Origin of the sequence: Zavarzinia compransoris (genome assembly GCF_003173055.1) — a bacterium.
In the GTDB taxonomy this organism is placed as follows: Bacteria; Pseudomonadota; Alphaproteobacteria; order Zavarziniales; family Zavarziniaceae; genus Zavarzinia; species Zavarzinia compransoris.
The window spans coordinates 635257-654637 of record NZ_QGLF01000001.1 but is presented as its reverse complement, the minus strand read 5'-3'; the positions used below and the strand labels follow the sequence as shown (position 1 = coordinate 654637).

The following is a 19381-nucleotide window of genomic DNA, read 5'->3' as shown; positions in this document are numbered from 1 at the left end:
AGTGCAATATATTGCCCATGACGGAAGGTCAAGCCCCGGTCCTCCGGCATCTTGCCGCCAACCTGAAGCGCCTGCGCCAGCGCGCCGGCCTCAGCCAGGAACAATTGTCCCGGCTGTCCGGCGTCTCGCGCCGCATGCTGGTGGGGATGGAGGCGGGCGACAGCAATGTCAGCCTGTCGACCCTGGACAAGGTGGCGGCGGCCTTGGGCGTCCTCCTGCCCGACTTGATCACCGACCGCAGCGAAAACCCGCCCCGCCCGGTCCTGGCCTGGACCGGCCGCCACCGGGGCAGCGAGGCCCACCTGCTGCAATCGGTCCCCGCCAGCCAATTGGCCGAGCTTTGGGAATGGGTGCTGATGCCGGGCGAAAGCTATACCTCCGCCGCCGATCCCGCCGGCTGGTACGAAATGGTCCTGGTGATCGAGGGCGAGCTGGAAATCACCTTCGCCGACCGGGTGGAGCGGCTGGGGCCGGGCCAGACCCTGTCCTACCGCTCGGACCGGCCCTTCGACTACCGGCCGGCGGCCGATGCCCGCGTCCGCTTCATCCGCAATGTGGTGATCTAGGCTGTGAACTCATAACCGTTGCATGGTGAGGGTGCACCTGCTCTGGTAGTGGAGCAAACCAGCGCGCGAGACTTCCGATGCGAACCGAGAACGTCGAGATACTTTCGGACCAGACCAACGCCGCCATTGTGCGGCATCCCGGCCGAGCTTTTCCAGGGGTTCTCGTTCAGGGCGACAGTCTGCATGCGTTGTGCCAGCGAGCGGACTCGGCCTGCAAAGAGGTTGGGCGAGGAAAACCGGGCTTTGACGAACTGAACGATCTTCGCAATGCGCTCTGGTTTTACCTCAATCACTACAAGGCGACCCTTATGGAGCACGGCATAGCTCTGCCCTTCTCTGAACAGCAGTCTCCCTGAGACTGGCCTTTCAATTATGCGGAAACCGGGCGTGTGGAACCGGATGATGGACGCCATTACCGCCGCGCACGATGGCGACATCCAGATGATCGACACCACCTCCGTGCGTTTATGAGTCTACGGCCTAATCGGCGACAGCCGCATCGAAGGCGGTGCGGGCTTCGGCGATGGGGCCCTGGTTCCGTTCCGCCCAGGCGATCAGCCCGACCAGGGGATCGAGCAGGGACTCGCCGAGGTCGGTCAGGCGGTATTCGACGCTGGGCGGCTTGGTCGGGAAGACGCGGCGGGCGATCAGCCCGTCCCGTTCCAGGTCGCGCAGGGTCTGGGCCAGCATGCGCTTCGAAATATCCGGCACCGCGCGCTGGATCTCGCTGAAGCGGTGCGGCCGCTGCGACAGGGTGATGACGATCAAGGTCGTCCACTTGTCGCCCAGCGCATCGAGCACGCCGCGCACCGGGCAGCCGGCCAGATCGAAGGCCCGGCTGCTCCACACCCTGAACCGTTCCGCCAGCCGCGCCTTTGCCTCGGCCGGGGGATGGTTATCGGCAAGTAACCCTGTCACGAAAAACTGCCTCCTTCCGCAGGACCCCATGGCCTCATATATAGGCATGGTCTAAATTCTATACCAGGAGTCGGAACGTGGCAAACAGCGAAACCATCGTCGTCACCGGCGCCACCGGCCAGTTGGGCCGTCTGGTCGTCGAGCAATTGCGCGCGGCGGCACCAGGCGCCCATATCGTCGCCCTCGCCCGCAAGCCCGAGAGCGCGGCCGATCTCGCCGCCCAGGGCGTCGAGGTCCGCGCCGCAGACTATGCGAAGCCCGAGACCCTGGCCGCCGCTTTCGCCGAGGCCGACAAGGTGCTGCTGATCTCATCGAGCGAGGTGGGCCAGCGCTTTCCCCAGCACCGCAATGTGATCGAGGCGGCGAAGGCGGCGGGCGTGAAGCTGCTCGCCTATACCAGCCTGCTGCGTGCCGACGTCAGCCCGATGAACCTTGCCGTCGAACACCGCCAGACCGAGGACTTGCTGCGGACCTCGGGCTTGCCCCATGCCGTCCTCCGCAACGGCTGGTACACGGAGAATTACATCGCCGGCCTCGGTACGGCGCTGGAACACGGCGCGGTGCTGGGTGCCGCCGGCAGCGGGCGGATTTCCTCGGCCGCGCGGGCGGATTATGCCGCCGCCGCCGTCGCGGTCCTGACCGCCGCGGCCGACCAGGCGGGCAAGGTCTACGAGCTTGCCGGCGACACGTCCTATACGCTTGCCGATTATGCCGCCGAGATCGCCCGCCAGTCGGGCAAGCCGGTGGTCTACAACGACCTGCCGGAGGCGGCGTACCGCGACATCCTGCTCGGCGCCGGCCTGCCGGATTTCCTGGCCGACCTGCTGGCCGAAAGCGATGCCAAGGCCGCCGGCGGCGCGCTTTACGATGCGGGCGGCGCGCTCGGGCGCCTGATCGGCCGGCCGACCACGCCGCTGGCCGCCTCGGTCGCCGCCGCCCTCGCGGCCTGACGCGGTGCCCGCCGCCCGTGCGGGGCGGCGGGCCCGCCTACATCAGCAGTTGGGCGTCGTCGACATTGACGATGGCGCCGGTCATGAAATCCGAGCGCGGGTCCAGCATCAGGCTGATGATGCCGTCCAGGTCCTCGACCTTGCCGATCCGGCCGCGCGGAAAGCGCGCGACGAATTTCTGCCCGGCCTCGGTATGAAAGAAATCGCGGTTGATCTCGGTCTCGACATAGCCGGGGCAGATGGCATTCACATTGATGCCGTGGCGCGCCCATTCGATCGCCATGGTCCGAGTCATCTGCACCACCGCCGCCTTCGAGATGCAGTAGATCGAGAGTTTCGGCAGCACCCGCAGCCCGGCGATCGAGGCGATATTGACGATGCGCCCGCCCGACTTCCGCTCGAGGAAGCGGCGCGCCGCCGCCTGGGCCATGAAATAGACCGCCTTCACATTGGTGTTCATGATCCAGTCGTAATTCTCGACCGTTTCCTTCTCGATGCCGGTGCCGCCGCCGACCCCGGAATTGTTGACGAGGCCGTAAAGGGGACCGAGCGCCGCCTCCGCCTTGTCGAGGGCGGGGGCGATGGCGTCGAGGTCGGTCACGTCGAGGGGGATTGCCGCCGCCTCGATGCCGCGGGCGGTGAGGTCTTCGACCAGGGCTTCCAGCCGCTCGACCCGGCGGCCCGAGACCGAGACCTTGGCCCCCTGCCCGCCCAGCACCTCGGCGAAGCGCCGGCCGAAGCCCGAGGTCGCCCCGGTGATGAAGACATGGCGCCCGGCCAGCGGCTGCGCGGTGGAATCGGTCATGGCTCTCCCCTATAACGTTTGTCGCTTGTCGCCCGGCATAGCAAAGGCGACCATGGCGCCCCAAGAACAAAAACCGCATGGGGAGTGTGTCGCGTCATGAGTCTTCAGGAATTGGCCGCCATCCGCGCCGCCCTGGCCGCCACCGACCGCGAGGGCCAGTCCTTCGCCGAAATCCGCGTCCTTTACGAGCAACTCGCGCCGCCGGTCGATCCGGACGACGGCACCATGGTCGAAGCCTTCGAGATCGGCGCCATGAAGGCGGAGTTTTCCGTGCCCCGGGGCGCGGACGCGACGGCAGCCATCCTCTATTTCCATGGCGGGGGCTATTGCCTCGGCTCGCTGAACACCCATCGCCGGCTGGCGCGAAGCCTTGCCCAGGCGGCGGGGGTGGCCGTGCTCGCCATCGACTACCGCCTTGCGCCCGAAGCGCCCTTCCCCGCCGCGGTCGAGGATGCGCTGGCCGGCTACCGCCACCTGATCGGCCGGGGGATCGCGCCCCGGCGGATCGCCTTCGCCGGCGATTCGGCCGGCGGCGGCCTGACCATGGCGACGATGCTGGCGGCGAAGACCGAGAACCTGCCCCTGCCGGGCGCCGGCTTCTGTATCTCGCCCTGGGTGGACCTGGCGAACGACCTGCCCTCGATGGCGCTCAAGGCGGCGGAAGACCCGATGATCTCGAAGCGACGGCTGGACGCTTTCACCGCCGGCTATCTGGGCCCGCGGGATGCGGGCGATCCCCTGGCCTCGCCCCTGCGCGGCGACCTCAGGGGCCTGCCGCCGATCCTGATCCAGGTCGGCTCGGCCGAATGCCTGCTGGACGATGCGGTGCATCTGGCCGGCAACCTGGGCCTGGCCGGGGTCGAGACGCGGCTCGACATCTGGCCCGAGATGATCCACGTCTGGCATTTCTTCGCCCCCCTGCTGTCGGAGGGGCGCGATGCCATCACGGTCGCCGGCCGATGGCTCGGTGAAAGGTTGCGGACATGACGGATACGATCGCCATCGAAATCGTTTCGGACGCGGTCTGCCCCTGGTGCTGGATCGGCAAGCGCCGCCTGGACCGGGCGCTGGCCGCCCGGCCCGACCTTACCGTCGAGCGGGTCTGGCGCGCCTATATGCTGAACCCGGAGATGCCGGCGGAAGGCATGGACCGCGATACCTATCTCGCGGCGAAATTCGGCGCCGACCGCCTGCCCCGCCTGCACGAGCCGCTGGCCGCGATCGGTGTCGAGGAAGCCATTCCCTTCGATTTCAAGGCGATCGCGCGCATGCCCTCGACCCTGGATGCCCACCGGCTGGTGCGCTGGGCGCGCAGTGCCGGGGTCCAGCCCCAGGTGGTCGAGGATCTGTTCAGCCGCTATTTCGAACAGGGCCAGGATATCGGCGATCCCGCCGTCCTGGTCGCGGCGGCGCGCGGGGCGGGCATGGACGGCGATCTCGTCGCCGACCTGCTGGCGGGCGAGCAGGATGTCGAACTGATCCGGCGCGAAGACACATTGGCGCGCCAGATCGGCATCACCGGCGTGCCCACCTTCATCATCAACGGCAAATGGGCCCTGGTCGGGGCCCAGCCCGCCGAACAATGGGTGGAGGTACTGGACCGGGTGGCGGCGGGGGCCGACCTCGCCGCCCCCTGACCGGCAGGGCCCCGATCAGCCGATATGGCGGCTGGCGACGGCCGTGGTCTCGCCGGCCGGCACCACGAAGCGGCCCATCCAGTCGAGATCGGCGCGCAGGCGCACGATGTCGCCGACGACGATCATGGCCGGGGCCTTGATCCCCTCGCGGCCGATCACCTCCGCCGCCCCGGCGATCGTGGTCTCGAAGACCTTCTGGCTGGGCAGGGTCGCATTGGTGACGATGGCGACCGGCTGGCCGGCGGGCCGGCCGGCCTCGATCAGGCGGGCGGCGATGCCGGCGAAATGGCGGACGCCCATATAGATGACGAGGACCGGCGCGCCCCGGGCGATGGCCTGCCAGTCGAGACCGTCGGGGACATCGCCGCCGGCGTCATGGCCGGTCAGGAAGGTGACGGCGGAATTCACCTCGCGGTGGGTCGCCGGCAGGCCGCCATAGGCCAGCCCGCCGATCCCGGCAGTAACCCCCGGCAGCACGCGGAACGGAATCCCGGCGCGGGACAATTCCAGCGCCTCTTCCCCGCCGCGGCCGAACATGAAGGGATCGCCGCCCTTGAGGCGCAGCACCCGCTTGCCGGCCCGGGCCAGCTGGATCAGGCGTTCGGTGATATCGGCCTGGCGGCAGGACGGCCGCCCGCCCCTTTTTCCCACATATTCGAGCAAGGCGCCGGGCTTGGCGAACCGCAGGATATCGCCGCCGACCAAGGCGTCATGCACGACGATATCGGCCTGCTGCAAGGCGCTGTGCACGCCCAGGGTCAAAAGCGCCGGGTCCCCGGGCCCCGCCCCGGCAAGCCAGACCCAGCCGGGCGCGAACACAGGCAGAAAATCGAATTCGGGCAATGTTGAACCTCCGCCATCGGCCGCTGCCGAGGGGTGAGGTTCAACATTGTCCGTCACGTACTGAAAATTCAATACAAGTTATTTCTGCTAAAATACCGTCACACCGCCAGCCGGCGCAGGCGCGCCGACAGGACGTCGAGCAGCGAGACCGCCACGATGATGATGATCATGATCACCGCCGCGGTCGGATAATTGAACGCCCGCAGTTCCTCGTGCAGGACCATGCCGATGCCGCCGGCGCCGACGATGCCGAGCACCGCCGCCGAGCGGACATTGGATTCGAAGCGATAGAGTGCGAAGGACACCCAGAGCGGCATGACCTGCGGGATGATGCCATAGACGATCTCATCGAGGCCGGAGGCGCCGGTGGCGCGGATGCCCTCGACCGGGCGGTGGTCGATGGCCTCGACCGCCTCGGAGAACAGCTTGGCCAGGATGCCGGTGGTATGGACGAAGAGTGCCAGCGCCCCCGCGAAAGGCCCGAGGCCGACCGCGACGACGAAGAGCAGGGCGAAGACGATCTCGTTGATGGCGCGCAGCGAGTCCATCATGCGCCGGGTCGGCTGCACGATCCACCAGGGCGCGACATTCTCGGCGCACATCAGGCCGAAGGGCACGGCGAAAATGACCGCGAGGAAGGTGCCCCAGATCGCGATCTGCACCGTTTCCCACATTTCGAGGACGTAGAAGCCCCATTCGGCGCGCTGGATGAACTGAAGGAAATGGTCCGGCCAGAAATCGCCCGCGAGTTCGGCGATATTGGCCCGATTGGTCCAGAGCTTGCCGAAGTCGATCCCGGCGCCGCCGTAGGAAAGCGCCAGAAGGCCGACCAGGGCAAGCCAGCCGCCGATGGAGAACAAGCGCTTCCGCGCCTCGATCTGGGCGCGGGCGACCGCATCGGGCGATCCGGAAGCGCTGGACGACAGGCTCATGCGTGGACCTCGGAGACTAGACCTTGGCGGGGCGGCGCAGCGGTTCGGCGACGCCGCCCGGCAAAGGGCTGGACGAAGGTCTGGACAAGGGGGCCGGCACGCCGGCCCCCTTCCAGGGTACTCAGTTGGTCTTCGACTTCTCGGCCAGTTCGGCCAGCTTGGCGTCGATTTCGGCGATCTTCTTCGCCTTCTCGTCGGCCGGCAGGGCTTCGTCCGCTTCGAGCTTCTTCTTCGCCTTGAAGAGTTCCAGCTGACGGATCGGGTTCAGCTGGTCATTGGTCGAGGCGCGGAACGGCGACCACTGCAGGCCGGCCAGGACCTTCTTTTCTTCGGCGACCTGTTCGGCGGTGAAGCCGGCGCGCTCGGTGCCGTAGCCGAGGAAGAAGGCCTTCAGCTTGGCCTTGCTCTCGTCCGAGACGTCCTTGCGCCAGACGATCGGGTCGGAGGGGATCAGCGGCGAGGTCCAGATGACCTTCAGCTTTTCCAGCGCTTCCGGCTTGGTGACCTTCAGGCGCGACAGGTTTTCGCTGTTGTTGGTGGCGATATCGAGCTGCTTGTTGGCGACCGCGAGGGCATTCGCCTCGTGGTTGGCGTTCAGCACGGTCTTGAAGAAGGTCTTCGGGTCGATGTTGTTCAGCGCGAAGACGTAGTAGCTGGGGACGAGGTTGCCCGAGGTCGAGTTCGGATCGCCGTTGCCGAACACCAGATCCTTGCCGCCATGCTTCAGCAGGTCTTCCAGGCTGTTGATCGGGCTGTCCTTCTGGGCGATCAGGTGGCTGTAGTAGCCGGCCGAGCCGTCGGCGGCGACGGTCTGGGCGAAGACTTCGCCGTTGGCGCGGTCAACCGCTTCCATCGCCGACTTGTTGCCGTACCAGGCGACGTCGACCTGCTTGAAGCGCATGCCTTCGATGATGCCGGCATAGTCGGGGGCGAAGAACGCCTTCACCTCGAAGCCGGTCTGCTTGGTCATGTCGGCCAGGAACGGCTCCCAGATGGTCTTCAGGTTCGACGAGGACTCGGTCGAGATGATGCCGAAATTCAGGACTTCGGCGGCTTCCGCCTTGGCCGTCAGGCCGAAGGCGGCACCGACCATGGCCAGCGCCGCAATGGTCTTCTTGAACATGACCCTGTTCCTTACAGTTGGGGGTGAAGGGGTTACGACAGGCCGGCCGCGAGTTTCATCTCGAGGCTGTCGGCATTCTCCTGAAGCGACGTGCCCCAGAGGGCGGCCGCCGCTTCCTGATCGCCGGCATAGAGTTCGCCGAGGAGTTCGGGGGTCAGCCGGGCCGAGGGACCGTCATAGACGATCTGGCCCCGGCGCAGCGCCACCGTGCGCGGGCAATAGCGGACGGCGTAGTCGACCTGGTGCAGGGTGACGACCACCGTGATCCGGTCTTCCATGTTGATCCGCTGCAGGATTTCCATGACGTTCCGGGACGAGGCCGGATCGAGCGAGGCGATGGGTTCGTCCGCCATCACGATCGGCGCCTTCTGGACCAGGGCGCGGGCGATCGCCACGCGCTGCTGCTGGCCGCCGGACAGGGTGCCCGCCCGCTCGTAGGACCAGTCGCTGACGCCGACCCGGGCCAGCGCCTCGAGGGCGAGCTGGCGATCGGCGGCGGGAAACAATTTGAACAGGGTGCGCCATTGCGGCAGCCGGCCCAGCGCCCCGCACAGCGTGTTGGTCAGCACCGACATGCGGTTGACGAGGCCGAACTGCTGGAAGATGAAGCCGATCTCGGACCGGATGTCGCGGATGTCGCGCCCCAGGCGGCCCCGGTCCTGCACCATGCGGCCGTTGACGGTGATGGTGCCGGACGCCGTCGCATGCCGGTCGCCGGCGACGAGACCCGCGATATGGCGCATCAGGGTGGATTTGCCGGAACCGGAGGCGCCGATCAGCGCCACCATTTCGCCCGGCTCGATGACGAGATCGATGCCGTCGAGCGCCTTGCGCCCGCCGCCGAAGGTCTTCGAAAGACTGCGCACCTCGATCGCCGACGCCATACCCAACCCCGCAAGTGCTCTTGGGGGTTCGATAGCAGCCGCCGGTGACCTGTCCGTTGCGCTTGAGTTAAGGTTTGATGTCAGCCCCGGCGGGCAAGGCTGGCCTCGCGGTGCAGGATATAAAGGCCGGAGCCGACGACCAGCCCGCAGCCGGCCCAGACCGCAAGCGACGGCAATTCGCCCCAGAAGGCGAAGCCGATCGCAACCCCCCAGACGATCCCGGTATATTCGAAGGGCGAGACCACGGAAACAGGCGCCCGGCGGAATGCCGTCGTCATCGCCAATTGCGCCAGCCCGCCGATCAAGCCGATGCCGATCTGGCCCGCCCAGTCGGTCAGGTCCGCCGGCGTCACCCAGACGAAGGGCAGGAACAGGCAGGCGGTGACGCTGGAAAACAGGCCGAAGAAGAACACGATGGTCGCCGGCTCCTCGGTCCGGGACAGCACCCGGATGGTCACCCCGACCAGGGCATAGGTGAAGGCGCCGGCCAGCGGCAGCAGGGCATAGGCGCTGAACAGGCCACCGCCCGGCTGGACCATGACGAGGACGCCGAGAAAGCCGACCCCGATCGCCGTCCAGCGCCGCCAGCCCACCGTCTCGCCCAGCAGCGGCACCGACAGCGCCGTCATCAGCAAGGGGCTGATGAAGGACAGCGCGATGACATCGGCCAGCGCCAGCTTCTGATAGGCAAGGAAGAAGGCGAAAAGCGAGATCGTGCCGACCGCCGCCCGGACGAAATGCAGCCCCAGCCGCCTGGATTTCAATTTCGCCCGCAAGCCCGTGCCGTGCAGCAGGAAGGGCAGCACGACGAACAGGCCGAAGGTCGAGCGGAAAAAGACGAGCTGGGCGACGTGATAGCGCTCCGCCTGCCATTTGGCGAGCGCGTCCATGCCGATGAAGATGAAGACGGCCAGCACCATCCACAGGATGCCGGCGACAGCGTCGCGGGCCTGGACTTGGCTGTCGGCGGTGGTGGCGGTGGTCATTCCGGGACACTTTCGATGGCTCGCCAGCCTGCCGAAGCGGCCTCTGTTTCACAAACGGCTGCCGCGCAATGCGGCCATGCGCGGCGGTCTTTCGCAGATCGTCCAGGTTTCGTACTGTCCGTGCATGACCGACCCGACCGCGCCCCAGATCGATGCCCTTCGCCTCGGCATCGACGGCCTGATCCGCCGCTTCAAGATCGCCGAGGCGGCAGCCGGCACCCCCGAGCACCGTCTCAATCCGATCGACGTGCAGGCGCTGCAATTCATCGCCGCCCGGCCGGGCTGTACCGCCACCGCGGTCGGGCAGCATCTGGGCGTCGTCGCCACCACCACGTCCGCCCTCGTCGACCGGCTGGTGCGCCAGGGCCTGGCCACCCGCCAGCGCGTCGAAAGCAACCGGCGCATCGTCCGGCTCGATCTTTCGGCCGCCGGAAAGGCCAGGGTCGAGGCCATCGTCGAGACCCAGAACGACCATTGCCGGCTGATGCTGTCGAGCCTCGAAAGCCAGGAACGGGCAGCCCTGATCGCGGCGATCGAGAAAATCGTCAATACGATAGGATAATTATACGATCTTCGTATAATATACCCCTCGCCATTGCCGTGAGGAGGGAGCGACCGTGACCCGACCGACCTATGTCCTGACCGGCGCGACCGCCGGCCTCGGCCTTCATGTCGCCGCCCGGCTGGCGGCACGGACCGAGGCCCGGCTGATCGCCGGCGCCCGCCGGCCCGAGCGGGCGGCGGCCCTGCGCGCCCTGGTCCCGGCGGGGCGGTTGGAGGTGCTGCCCCTCGACCTCGGCACGCTGGCCTCGGTCCGGGCCTTCGCCGGGCAGGTGCTGGCGGACGGGGGCGGGATCGCCGGGCTGATCTGCAATGCCGGCCTGCAATTGATCGGCCCCCAGCGCCAGACCGCGGACGGGGTGGACGAGAGTTTCGCCGTCAACCACCTCGGCCATTTCGCCCTGGTCGAGCGCCTGCTGCCCGCGCTCGACCCCGGGGGCGTGGTCGTCACTATCGGCAGCGGCACCCATAATCCGGCGGACCGGCTGGCCCGGCTGTTCGGTTTCCGCGGCGCCGATTTCGACACTGCGGAGGCGGTCGCGGCAGGGAGGCTCAGCCGCCCGGCGGGGAACAGGCAGGCGGGCATGGACCGCTATGCGACCGGCAAGCTCTGCGCCATTCTCCACGCCCTGGACATGGCGGCGCGGGTGCCGCCGGAACAGGCGCGCTTCTATGCCTTCGACCCGGGCCTGATGCCGGGGACGGACCTGGCGCGGGAGCGCTCGGCCATCGAGCGCCTGGCCTGACGCCGCCTGCTGCCCTTGCTGCGCCCTGTCGTTCCGGGGGTGAGCAGCGCCGCGGGATCGGCGGCGGCGCTGGTCGACCGGCTGGTGCTGGCGCCCGCGGCCTATCCCTCGGGCAGCTACGTCGAATTCACGGGGCGGCTGGCGCCCCATGATCCGCTCGCCCGGCGGGCCGATCTCGGCCGCGCCCTGCATGCCCTCTCACGCCGGCTGACCAGCGGTTAGGCGAATTTATTCGCCTTGGGGAAGCCGCGCGGGGCCAGCCGCCCTGCCCCGCCCCGGCTGCCCTGCCAGTCGGCGAGGTTGGTCTCGGTCTTCACGCCGCTGCCATAGGGCCAGGACAGGCCCTGGGCCAGCGTGAAGGTGGTGACGTCGCCGAGGCCGCCGTCCTTGTACTTCTGCAAGGTGACGCCGCGGCCGCGGGCCATTTCCGGCACTTCCGACAGGGGGAAGACCAGCATTTTGCGGTTCTCGCCGATGACCGCGACACTGTCGCCGCCGGTGCGGCGGCAGACCACGGCCTCCGCCCCTTCGGCCGGGTTCAGCACCTGCTTGCCGGTCCGGGTCTGGGCGATCACGTCGTCTTCGAGGGCGATGAAGCCGCGGCCGTCGCTGGCGGCCAGCAGCAGCTTTGCCCCCGGCCTGTGCACGAACATGGCGACGATGTCCTGGTCGTTGCCGAGATCGACCATCAGGCGGATCGGCTCGCCATGGCCGCGCCCGCCGGGCAGCTTGTCGCAGCCCAGCGTAAAGAAACGACCATTGGTGGCGAAGACCAGGAGCTTGTCCGTGGTCTCTGCCTTGATCATGAAGCGGCCGTGGTCGCCTTCCTTGAAGCGGATGTCGGCGTCGCTTTCGACATGGCCCTTCAGCGCCCGGATCCAGCCCTTGGCGGAACAGACGACGGTGATCGGCTCGCGCTCGATGAAGGCGGTCGAGGGCAGGTCGACCGCCTGGGGCGCCTCGGCGAAGCTGCTGCGGCGCTTGCCGAGCGGGCTGTCCGGGCCGAATTCCCGGGCGATCTCGGCAATGCCCTTGGCGACGGCCTTCCGCTGGCGGGCGGGTTCGGCCACCAGCTTTTCCAGGTCGGCGCGTTCCTTGAGAAGACCGTCGTGTTCCTTGCGGATCTCGAATTCCTCGAGCTTCCGCAGGGAGCGCAGGCGCATGTTGAGGATCGCCTCGGCCTGGACATCGGTCAGTTCGAAGCGGGCCATCAGGGCGGGCTTCGGGTGATCCTCCTCGCGGATGATGCGGATCACCTCGTCGAGGTTCAGATAGGCGATCAGATAGCCGCCGAGGATTTCCAGCCGGTGCGCGATCTCGCGCAGCCGGTGGTTGGCGCGGCGCACCACCACCTCGATCCGGTGGTCGATGAAGGCTTGCAGGGCTTCCTTCAGGCTCAGCACCCGGGGCTTCTGCCCGCCGTCGAGCACGTTCAGGTTCAAGGACACCCGGACCTCGAGGTCCGAGAGCTTGAACAACCCCTCCATCAGCAGTTCGGGTTCGACGTTGCGGCTGCGCGGGACCAGGACGATGCGCACCTCATCGGTCGATTCGTCGCGCACGTCTTCGAGGACGGGCAGTTTCTTCTGCTCGATCAGTTCGGCGATCTTCTCGATCAGGCGCGATTTCGGCACCTGATAGGGAATCTCGGTGACGACGACATTCCAGATGCCACGGCTGCCCTCTTCCTTGTGCCAGCGCGAGCGCAGGCGGAACGAGCCCCTGCCGGTGGCATAGGCTTCGCGGATCGAGGCGGCGGGTTCGACCAGGATGCCGCCGGTCGGGAAATCCGGGCCGGGGACCAGGGCGACGATCTCGTCAACGGGTGCGTCGGGCCGGGCGATCAGGTGGGAGATGGCGGCGCATAATTCGCCGATATTATGCGGCGGGATCGACGTCGCCATGCCGACCGCGATCCCTTGCGCGCCATTCGCCAGCAGGTTCGGGAAGGCGGCGGGCAGGACCACCGGCTCCTTGTCCTCGCCGTCATAGGTGGCGCGGAAATCGACTGTGTCCTCGTCGATATCGGCCAGCATCAGTTCGGCGATCCGGGTCAGCCGCGCCTCGGTATAGCGCATGGCCGCCGGGTTATCGCCGTCGACATTGCCGAAATTGCCCTGGCCGTCGATCAGCGGATAGCGGACGGCGAAATCCTGGGCGAGGCGCACCAAGGCGTCATAGATCGACTGGTCGCCATGGGGATGGAACTTGCCCATGACGTCGCCGACCACGCGGGCGCATTTCTTGTAGCCGGACTTCGGGTCCAGCTTCAGCTGCCGCATGGCGAAGAGCAGGCGGCGGTGCACCGGCTTCAGGCCGTCCCGCACATCCGGCAGGGAGCGCGCCATGATGGTCGACAGGGCATAGGCGAGATAGCGCTCGCCCAGCGCATTGGCCAGCGAGACGTCGCGAATCTCGCCGGAATCGAAGGTCATGTCCGTCATGGCCCAGACCCTAGCAGATGGCGGGCCCCGAACCCAAGAGGCTGGCAAGGCGGATCCGCGCCGCCGGCAGCCCCCGCCCCTGGGGGGCCAGGACATGACGTTCCAGGAAATGGCCGGTCAGGGCCAGGCCGTCCGCGATCTCGCCCGGGTCCGCCGCCCCGCCCCCGGCGAGAAACGCGGGCAGGCGCAGCAACCGGTCGCCATAGGGTGCCGCCGCCGCGGCCGAGACCGCCCGCCCGGTCCGGGGCGAGACATGGGTCAGGCCGGCGGTCGCCCCGGTCACCGCACAGGCCCCGAGGTCCAGCCCGAAGCCGAGATCGGCCAGCACTTCCAGTTCCAGGCGGACCAGCAGGGCGGCATAGGGCCCGTCCGCCGCCAGCACCTGAAGGAAGACCTCCAGCCCGTCGAACAGGCGGGCGTGGACCTCGCGTTCCGGCAGCGCGGTTTCGAGCACGGCGCAGACGGCGCTGAGCGCCGCCAGTTTCCGCGCGGAATCGAGGGCCTGGGCGCCATGCGCCGCCCCCGGCTCGAGACCATAGGTGCCCAGGTGATCGGATAGCCGCGCCCGCCAGACCGCATGAAGCTCGTTGCCCGGTTGCAGCAGGGGGGTCAGGCGCCGCCCCGCCCCGCCCCGGACCAGGCCGGGATGGCGGCCGTGGTCGCGCGTGAACAGGGACAATACGGCATCCCGTTCCCCCAACGGCCGCACGGCGAGGACGATGCCGCGGTCACGCCAATCCATCGATACCTGCCGTCGGTTGCGCGGGAAGGCGACAATATTGTTTCAACCGGGCTTTTTCCATGGGGATCAGCGTGGTATCACCGTGCCAACGAGAGGAAGCGCTGCGATGCGGAAATCGACGCGTTTCCCAGATTCAGGGGCGCTCCAGATTCAGGGGCGCTCAGGTCTACAGGGGCCAGGACTGCAAGGGTCGGCACATCATGCCCGAGGTCAAGTTGAAACCCTCGATCGAACAGCGCTTCACCTTGTTCGATCGCGAGGAATGGCGGGCGCACCGGGCGGATACGCCCATGACCCTTTCCCCGAACGACCTGCTGCAATTGCGCGGCGCCGACGAGATGATCTCGTTGGACGAGGTGGCGGATATCTACCTGCCCCTGTCCCGCCTGCTGAACCTTCACGTCTCGAACACGATCGAGCTTTACCGCTCCACCTTCCGCTTCCTCGGCACGGTGCCGGCGAAAGTGCCCTATATCATCGGGCTGGCGGGGTCGGTTTCGGTCGGCAAGAGCACGTCCGCCCGCATTCTCCGCTCGCTGCTGGCGCGCTGGCCGTCGCATCCGAACGTGGAACTGATCTCGACCGACGGTTTCCTGCATTCGAATCAGGTGCTGCGCAAGCGCGGCCTGATGGAGCGCAAGGGCTTCCCCGAAAGCTATGACGTCCGCACCCTGCTGAATTTCCTCGCCAATGTGAAGGCGGGCAAGCACAACGTGAAGGCGCCGGTCTACAGCCATATCGTCTACGACATCGTGCCGGGCGAGCATCAGGTGATCAACCAGCCGGACATCCTGATCGTCGAGGGGCTGAACGTCCTTCAGGTGAATACGGCCCCCGGGCTCGACGACGTCATCTTCGCCTCGGACTTCTTCGACTTCTCGATCTATGTCGATGCCGAGACCGAGATCATCCGCGACTGGTACATCGCCCGCTTCCTGAACTTCCGCCAGACCGCGTTCCGCGATCCCAATTCCTATTTCGGCCGCTATGCCACCCTGTCGGACGACGAGGCGCGGGATACCGCGCTCTCGATCTGGACCCGGATCAACGAGCGCAACCTGGTCGAGAACATCCGCCCCGCCCGCTTCCGCGCCGACCTGATCCTGAAGAAGGGGCTGGACCACCGGGTGGAATCGGTGGCCCTGCGCAAGCTCTAAAGCCGGGCCATGATCCCGGCCAGGATCTCGTAGGAGCGCAGCCGCGCCTCGTGGTCGTAGATCGCCGAGGCGACCATGATCTCGTCGACCCCGGTCATCTCGATGAAGGCTTCGAGGCCGCGGCGCACCGTCTCGGCGCTGCCGGCGAAGGAATAGGTCAACATGCGCGACGCCTGGCGCTTCTCGACCGGGGACCAGTAGAGGTCGATATCGTCGATCGGCGCCTGCAGCTTGCCCCGGGTGCCGCGCACCATATTGGTGAAGGCCTGCTGCGCCGAGGTGAAGAGGCGGCGCCCCGCCTCGTCCGTCTCGGCGGCGAAGACATTGACCCCGGCCATGGCATGGGGCTTTGCCGACTGGCCCGACGCCTCGAAGCGGCTGCGGTAGAGGTCGAGGGCGGGCAGCAGTGACTCCGGCGCGAAATGCGAGGCGAAGGCATAGGGCAGGCCCAGCATGGCCGCAAGCTGCGCCCCGAAGGTGGAGGAGCCGAGAATCCACAAGGGCACCTGAAGCCCCGCCCCCGGCACCGCCTGCACCGCCTGCCCCGGCGCCGGGGCGGCGAACAGGGCCTGGAGTTCGAGCACGTCCTGGGGGAAATTGTCGGCGCTGTCGGGATGGCGGCGCAGGGCGCGCAGGGTGCGCTGGTCCGTGCCCGGCGCCCGCCCGAGGCCGAGGTCGATCCGCCCGGGATAAAGCGCCGCCAGAGTGCCGAACTGCTCCGCGATGACCAGGGGCGAATGGTTGGGCAGCATCACCCCGCCGGCGCCGAGGCGGATGGTCCTGGTGCCTTCGGCGACATAGGCAAGCGCGACCGAGGTCGCCGCGCTGGCGATGCCGACCATATTGTGATGTTCCGCCATCCAATAGCGGTTGTAGCCCCAGGCCTCGGCATGGGCGGCGAGATCGCGGGCGTGGCGCAGCGCATCCCCCGTCTCCTGGCCGACGCAGACCGGCGCAAGGTCCAGAATCGAGAACAGGGTCATGCGCCAACCTCCCGGCCACTTCGAGGACCGGTAGCATGCCGCCCGCAACGGCCGGGAAACAGCCCCCCGATTCCGCCGCCCTGCCCTGCACGGGCCTCAGATCGGCCCCCCGCCCACCAGCTGGATCACCACCCGTTGCAGCCGGCGCAGGCGCTGGGTCGCCCAGGGGCCGACGATCGGGGTGCGCGGCTCGATCGCCAGGGTGATCAGCACGCCCATCTGCGAGGGATCGACATAGATGGGGTAGAAGGCGCCGAGTGAAAACAGGCCGGGCCCGTCGCTGTAGACGATCAGGCCGCGGTCGGCATCATATTGATAAATCTGGTATTGGCGCGGCGGGTGGCGCAGGCCCTCCATCACCTCGGCGACAATCAGGCCCGGCACCGCCACCTGGCGGAAGCGCTTCCGCCGGGGCACGATATTGAAATCCGGCTGCTTCAGGAAACCGTAAAGCAGGGTCAGCGCGAACAGGCCGGCCGCGGCATAGCCGGCAATCTTCAGATACAGGCCGTAGTCGTCCACGATGCCGCCGATCCCCAGGGCACGGCATGATGCGGCCGTGCCCTGGCAGGTAACGGTATCGTTAACAAATCGTCAAGCCGGCCGACCCGATCCGGGGCGAACGGCCCTTCCCTATTCCTGCCAGTCGAGGCCCATGGCGGCGAAGCGCTCCCGGTCGTTGGCCCAGTCGGCCCGGACCTTGACGAAAAGGAACAGGTGCACCCGGCGGCCCAGGATCGCCTCCAGTTCCTCGCGCGCCAGGCTGCCGATGATCTTCGCTGTGGCGCCGCGCTTGCCCAGCACGATCGCCTTCTGGCCGTCGCGCTCGACATAGATCACCTGTTCGATGCGGACCGAACCGTCCTTCTGTTCCTTCCACGATTCGGTCTCGACATGGATCGAATAGGGCAATTCCTGGTGCAGGCGGAGGTAGATCTTCTCCCGCGTCACCTCGGCCGCCAGCATGCGTTCCGGCAGGTCGGACAGCTGGTCCTCGGGGAACAGCCAGGGCCCTTCCGGCAGGCGCGCCTCGATCGCCGCCATCAGATCGTCGCAGCCGGCGCCGCCCGAGGCCGAGATCATGAAGGTGGCATCGAAATCGATCCGCTCGTTCATCGCCTGGGCGAGGCCGAGCAGGGTTTCGCGCTTCACCAGATCGATCTTGTTGAGGGCGAGCAGGGCCTTGCGCCCGCTGTCCTTCAGGCCCTTGCACACCGCCTCGACCGCATCGTCGATGCCGCGCTCGGCATCGACCACGACGACGATGAGATCGGCGTCCGCGGCCCCGGCCCAGGCCGCCGCCACCATCGCCCGGTCCAGGCGCCGGCGCGGCGAGAACACGCCCGGCGTATCGACAAAGACGATCTGCGCCGTTCCCCGGGTAACGATGCCGGTAACGCGGGTGCGCGTCGTCTGCACCTTCTGGGTGACGATCGAAACCTTGGTGCCGACCAGGCGGTTGGTCAGGGTCGACTTGCCGGCGTTGGTCGGGCCGACGATGGCGACGAAGCCCGCCCTGGTCGGCGCCCCCGCCGCGGTCGAAGGGGCGTTATCGGTCATGGTTCTGCCTTCAATGCCGTGATCAGCGCCTTGGCCGCTTCCTGTTCGGCGTTTCGCTTCGATGTGCCTTCTCCCGTCGCCGTCTCGCCGCCGGGCAGGATCACGGCGACGATGAAGACCGGCGCATGGTCGGGGCCGCTGCGGTCGACCGTTTCATAGCGCGGCTGGCCGAGGCCCTGGGCCACGGTCCATTCCTGAAGCGCGGTCTTGGCATCCTTGGGCGGGGAGACCCGGTTGGCGAAATAATCGACCCAGAGACGGGCGACGACGCCGCGCGCCGCCGGCAGGCCGCCGTCCAGGAAGACGGCGGCGATCACCGCCTCCATGGCATCGGCCAGGATCGCCGGCTTGGCCCGGCCGCCCTGTTCCTCCTCGCCCTTGGCAAGGCGGAGAAAGCGGCCGAGGCCGATGTCGCCGGCGATCTGCGCCAGGGTTTCGCGCCGGACGAGGCCGTTCAGGCGCACCGCCAGCGCCCCCTCGTCCCAGGTCGGATGGGCGGCGTAAAGGGTTTCGGCGACGACCATGCCGAGCACGCGGTCGCCGAGGAATTCCAGCCGCTCGTTCGAGGTCTCGGCCCCGAAGCTCTTGTGGGTCAGGGCGCGCAGCAGCAGGTTGCGATCGGCGAAATGGTGCCCCAGCACCTGGCCGAAACTGTCGGGCGCGGTCACCGGATCACGTGCAGCAGGCGCTCGTAGCGGATCGCGCCGAACCATTTCCAAGGCTCGAACAGCCCTGCCGAGCCGTCCGACGAGAAGAAGATCAGGTCGGCGCGGCCGATCAGGTTTTCCGCCGGAATGAAGCCGACGCCGCCGATTTCTGGCGGGAAGCGGCTGTCGATCGAATCGTCCCGGTTGTCGCCCATGGCGAAGTAATGGCCGGGCGGCACTTCATAGACGCCGGTATTGTCGGCCTTGCTGCCGCCGACCAGGTTGAAGGTCGTGTAAGTGACGCCGTTCGGCAGGGTCTCGCGGTATTGCTCGATGCGGCGGACGCCGCCGTTCGGCAGGGTCTCGACGTAATCGTCGATGCGTTCGCGCGGCACCGGCGTGCCGTTGACGATGAGAACGCCGTCGGTCACCTGGATCCGGTCCCCGGGCAGGCCGACGATGCGCTTGATATAATCGGTGTTCGGCTCGTTCGGCTTCCTGAACACGGCGACGTCGCCGCGCTCCGGCACGCTTTCCAGCACCCGGCCCTCGAACAGGTCGAGGCCGAGCGGCATCGAATAGCGCGAATAGCCGTAGGAGAATTTCGAGACGAAGAGATAGTCGCCCACCTCCAGCGTCGGCCGCATGGAGCCGGAGGGAATGTTGAACGGCTCGAACAGGAAGCTGCGGATGACGAGCGCGATGAGCACGGCATAGATGACGGTCCGCACCGTCTCCATGAAAGACGAACGGCCCGACTGCTTCATCGCTTTATCCCTGACCACGGTCACGCACCTGCTCCCGGTTTGCGGGCATCAAGCCCACCGCCCGCCGTCCTGTCAACTGGCACGACGAGGGGCGGGCCCCGAGCCGGCTGTAAAGCGCCATTGCGGCAGC

General features: G+C 67.5%; 23 protein-coding genes and 1 pseudogene. 10 read left to right on the top strand and 14 right to left on the bottom strand.

The window, feature by feature from the left end:
• Positions 1 to 17 precede the first annotated feature (17 nt).
• The 3 genes and pseudogenes from DKG75_RS03270 to DKG75_RS03260 form a co-directional block, all read left to right on the top strand.
• On the top strand, positions 18 to 566 hold the full coding sequence (locus DKG75_RS03270) for a helix-turn-helix domain-containing protein (RefSeq protein ID WP_109919632.1): 549 nt from the start codon (positions 18 to 20) through the stop codon (positions 564 to 566).
• A 77-nt stretch (positions 567 to 643) separates the two neighbouring features.
• Positions 644 to 922: a DUF6959 family protein gene (locus DKG75_RS03265; protein ID WP_109919631.1), complete on the top strand. Its 279-nt coding sequence runs from the start codon at positions 644 to 646 to the stop codon at positions 920 to 922.
• A 19-nt stretch (positions 923 to 941) separates the two neighbouring features.
• Positions 942 to 1031 (top strand): annotated as a pseudogene (locus DKG75_RS03260) (IS5/IS1182 family transposase); the annotation flags it as partial.
• Positions 1032 to 1046: 15 nt separating this feature from the next.
• Here DKG75_RS03260 and DKG75_RS03255 read toward each other — a convergent pair.
• Entirely contained in the window at positions 1047 to 1484 is a 438-nt protein-coding gene (locus DKG75_RS03255) for a winged helix-turn-helix transcriptional regulator (protein ID WP_243746428.1), read from the bottom strand.
• Positions 1485 to 1561: 77 nt separating this feature from the next.
• Between DKG75_RS03255 and DKG75_RS03250 the strand changes: the two genes are divergently transcribed.
• Positions 1562 to 2434, top strand: a complete 873-nt coding sequence (locus tag DKG75_RS03250) for an SDR family oxidoreductase (RefSeq protein ID WP_208111930.1) — start codon at positions 1562 to 1564, stop codon at positions 2432 to 2434.
• A gap of 37 nt (positions 2435 to 2471) precedes the next feature.
• Here the strand turns inward: DKG75_RS03250 and DKG75_RS03245 are convergent, their stop codons facing one another.
• A complete protein-coding gene (locus DKG75_RS03245; protein ID WP_109919629.1) occupies positions 2472 to 3239 on the bottom strand; it encodes an SDR family NAD(P)-dependent oxidoreductase in 768 nt (255 codons plus the stop codon).
• A 96-nt stretch (positions 3240 to 3335) separates the two neighbouring features.
• Here DKG75_RS03245 and DKG75_RS03240 point away from each other — a divergent pair, with 96 nt between their 5' ends.
• Positions 3336 to 4226 (top strand): alpha/beta hydrolase, encoded by an 891-nt coding sequence (locus tag DKG75_RS03240; protein WP_109919628.1) that lies wholly within the window; start codon positions 3336 to 3338, stop codon positions 4224 to 4226.
• Positions 4223 to 4876, top strand: a complete 654-nt coding sequence (locus DKG75_RS03235; protein WP_109919627.1) for a DsbA family oxidoreductase — start codon at positions 4223 to 4225, stop codon at positions 4874 to 4876. Before DKG75_RS03240 ends, DKG75_RS03235 begins: the two co-directional genes overlap by 4 nt.
• A gap of 15 nt (positions 4877 to 4891) precedes the next feature.
• Here the strand turns inward: DKG75_RS03235 and cobA are convergent, their stop codons facing one another.
• From cobA to DKG75_RS03210, 5 genes are all read right to left on the bottom strand, one after another.
• Positions 4892 to 5719, bottom strand: coding sequence for a uroporphyrinogen-III C-methyltransferase (gene cobA / locus DKG75_RS03230; protein WP_109919626.1), 828 nt, complete (start codon positions 5717 to 5719; stop codon positions 4892 to 4894).
• 98 nt (positions 5720 to 5817) lie between these two features.
• Positions 5818 to 6651: a phosphonate ABC transporter, permease protein PhnE gene (gene phnE / locus DKG75_RS03225; RefSeq protein ID WP_109919625.1), complete on the bottom strand. Its 834-nt coding sequence runs from the start codon at positions 6649 to 6651 to the stop codon at positions 5818 to 5820.
• 121 nt (positions 6652 to 6772) lie between these two features.
• The gene (gene phnD, locus DKG75_RS03220; protein WP_109919624.1) at positions 6773 to 7774 is read right to left on the bottom strand and encodes a phosphonate ABC transporter substrate-binding protein; all 1002 of its coding nucleotides are present in this window, start codon (positions 7772 to 7774) and stop codon (positions 6773 to 6775) included.
• Between the two features lie 32 nt (positions 7775 to 7806).
• Positions 7807 to 8658: a phosphonate ABC transporter ATP-binding protein gene (phnC, locus tag DKG75_RS03215; protein WP_109919623.1), complete on the bottom strand. Its 852-nt coding sequence runs from the start codon at positions 8656 to 8658 to the stop codon at positions 7807 to 7809.
• Between the two features lie 80 nt (positions 8659 to 8738).
• A complete protein-coding gene (locus DKG75_RS03210; RefSeq protein WP_109919622.1) occupies positions 8739 to 9644 on the bottom strand; it encodes a DMT family transporter in 906 nt (301 codons plus the stop codon).
• A 124-nt stretch (positions 9645 to 9768) separates the two neighbouring features.
• Here DKG75_RS03210 and DKG75_RS03205 point away from each other — a divergent pair, with 124 nt between their 5' ends.
• Genes DKG75_RS03205 through DKG75_RS03195 form a run of 3 tightly spaced genes read left to right on the top strand, consistent with a single transcriptional unit; the run spans position 9769 to position 11173 of the window.
• Entirely contained in the window at positions 9769 to 10206 is a 438-nt protein-coding gene (locus tag DKG75_RS03205) for a MarR family winged helix-turn-helix transcriptional regulator (protein WP_166646319.1), read from the top strand.
• A gap of 55 nt (positions 10207 to 10261) precedes the next feature.
• Entirely contained in the window at positions 10262 to 10951 is a 690-nt protein-coding gene (locus DKG75_RS03200) for an SDR family NAD(P)-dependent oxidoreductase (RefSeq protein ID WP_109919621.1), read from the top strand.
• 39 nt (positions 10952 to 10990) lie between these two features.
• Positions 10991 to 11173: a hypothetical protein gene (locus DKG75_RS03195; protein WP_133636740.1), complete on the top strand. Its 183-nt coding sequence runs from the start codon at positions 10991 to 10993 to the stop codon at positions 11171 to 11173.
• On the opposite strand, the gene parC is transcribed toward DKG75_RS03195, so the two are convergent.
• A complete protein-coding gene (gene parC / locus DKG75_RS03190; protein ID WP_109919619.1) occupies positions 11170 to 13395 on the bottom strand; it encodes a DNA topoisomerase IV subunit A in 2226 nt (741 codons plus the stop codon). The genes DKG75_RS03195 and parC overlap by 4 nt on opposite strands.
• A gap of 10 nt (positions 13396 to 13405) precedes the next feature.
• Positions 13406 to 14137, bottom strand: coding sequence for a DNA repair protein RecO (recO, locus tag DKG75_RS03185; RefSeq protein ID WP_109919618.1), 732 nt, complete (start codon positions 14135 to 14137; stop codon positions 13406 to 13408).
• 200 nt (positions 14138 to 14337) lie between these two features.
• On the opposite strand from recO, the gene coaA reads away from it, so the two are divergent.
• Positions 14338 to 15294, top strand: coding sequence for a type I pantothenate kinase (coaA, locus tag DKG75_RS03180; RefSeq protein WP_109919617.1), 957 nt, complete (start codon positions 14338 to 14340; stop codon positions 15292 to 15294).
• On the opposite strand, the gene DKG75_RS03175 is transcribed toward coaA, so the two are convergent.
• The 5 genes from DKG75_RS03175 to lepB all read right to left on the bottom strand — a co-directional run bounded on the left by DKG75_RS03175 (position 15291) and on the right by lepB (position 19251).
• On the bottom strand, positions 15291 to 16277 hold the full coding sequence (locus DKG75_RS03175) for an LLM class flavin-dependent oxidoreductase (protein WP_109919616.1): 987 nt from the start codon (positions 16275 to 16277) through the stop codon (positions 15291 to 15293). The genes coaA and DKG75_RS03175 overlap by 4 nt on opposite strands.
• A 96-nt stretch (positions 16278 to 16373) precedes the next feature.
• A complete protein-coding gene (locus DKG75_RS03170; RefSeq protein WP_109919615.1) occupies positions 16374 to 16799 on the bottom strand; it encodes a hypothetical protein in 426 nt (141 codons plus the stop codon).
• 111 nt (positions 16800 to 16910) lie between these two features.
• Positions 16911 to 17837: a GTPase Era gene (era, locus tag DKG75_RS03165; RefSeq protein WP_109919614.1), complete on the bottom strand. Its 927-nt coding sequence runs from the start codon at positions 17835 to 17837 to the stop codon at positions 16911 to 16913.
• Positions 17834 to 18505: a ribonuclease III gene (gene rnc / locus DKG75_RS03160; protein ID WP_243746427.1), complete on the bottom strand. Its 672-nt coding sequence runs from the start codon at positions 18503 to 18505 to the stop codon at positions 17834 to 17836. Before rnc ends, era begins: the two co-directional genes overlap by 4 nt.
• Positions 18502 to 19251, bottom strand: a complete 750-nt coding sequence (gene lepB / locus DKG75_RS03155) for a signal peptidase I (RefSeq protein WP_109919612.1) — start codon at positions 19249 to 19251, stop codon at positions 18502 to 18504. The genes rnc and lepB overlap by 4 nt, the downstream gene beginning before the upstream one ends.
• Positions 19252 to 19381 lie beyond the last annotated feature (130 nt).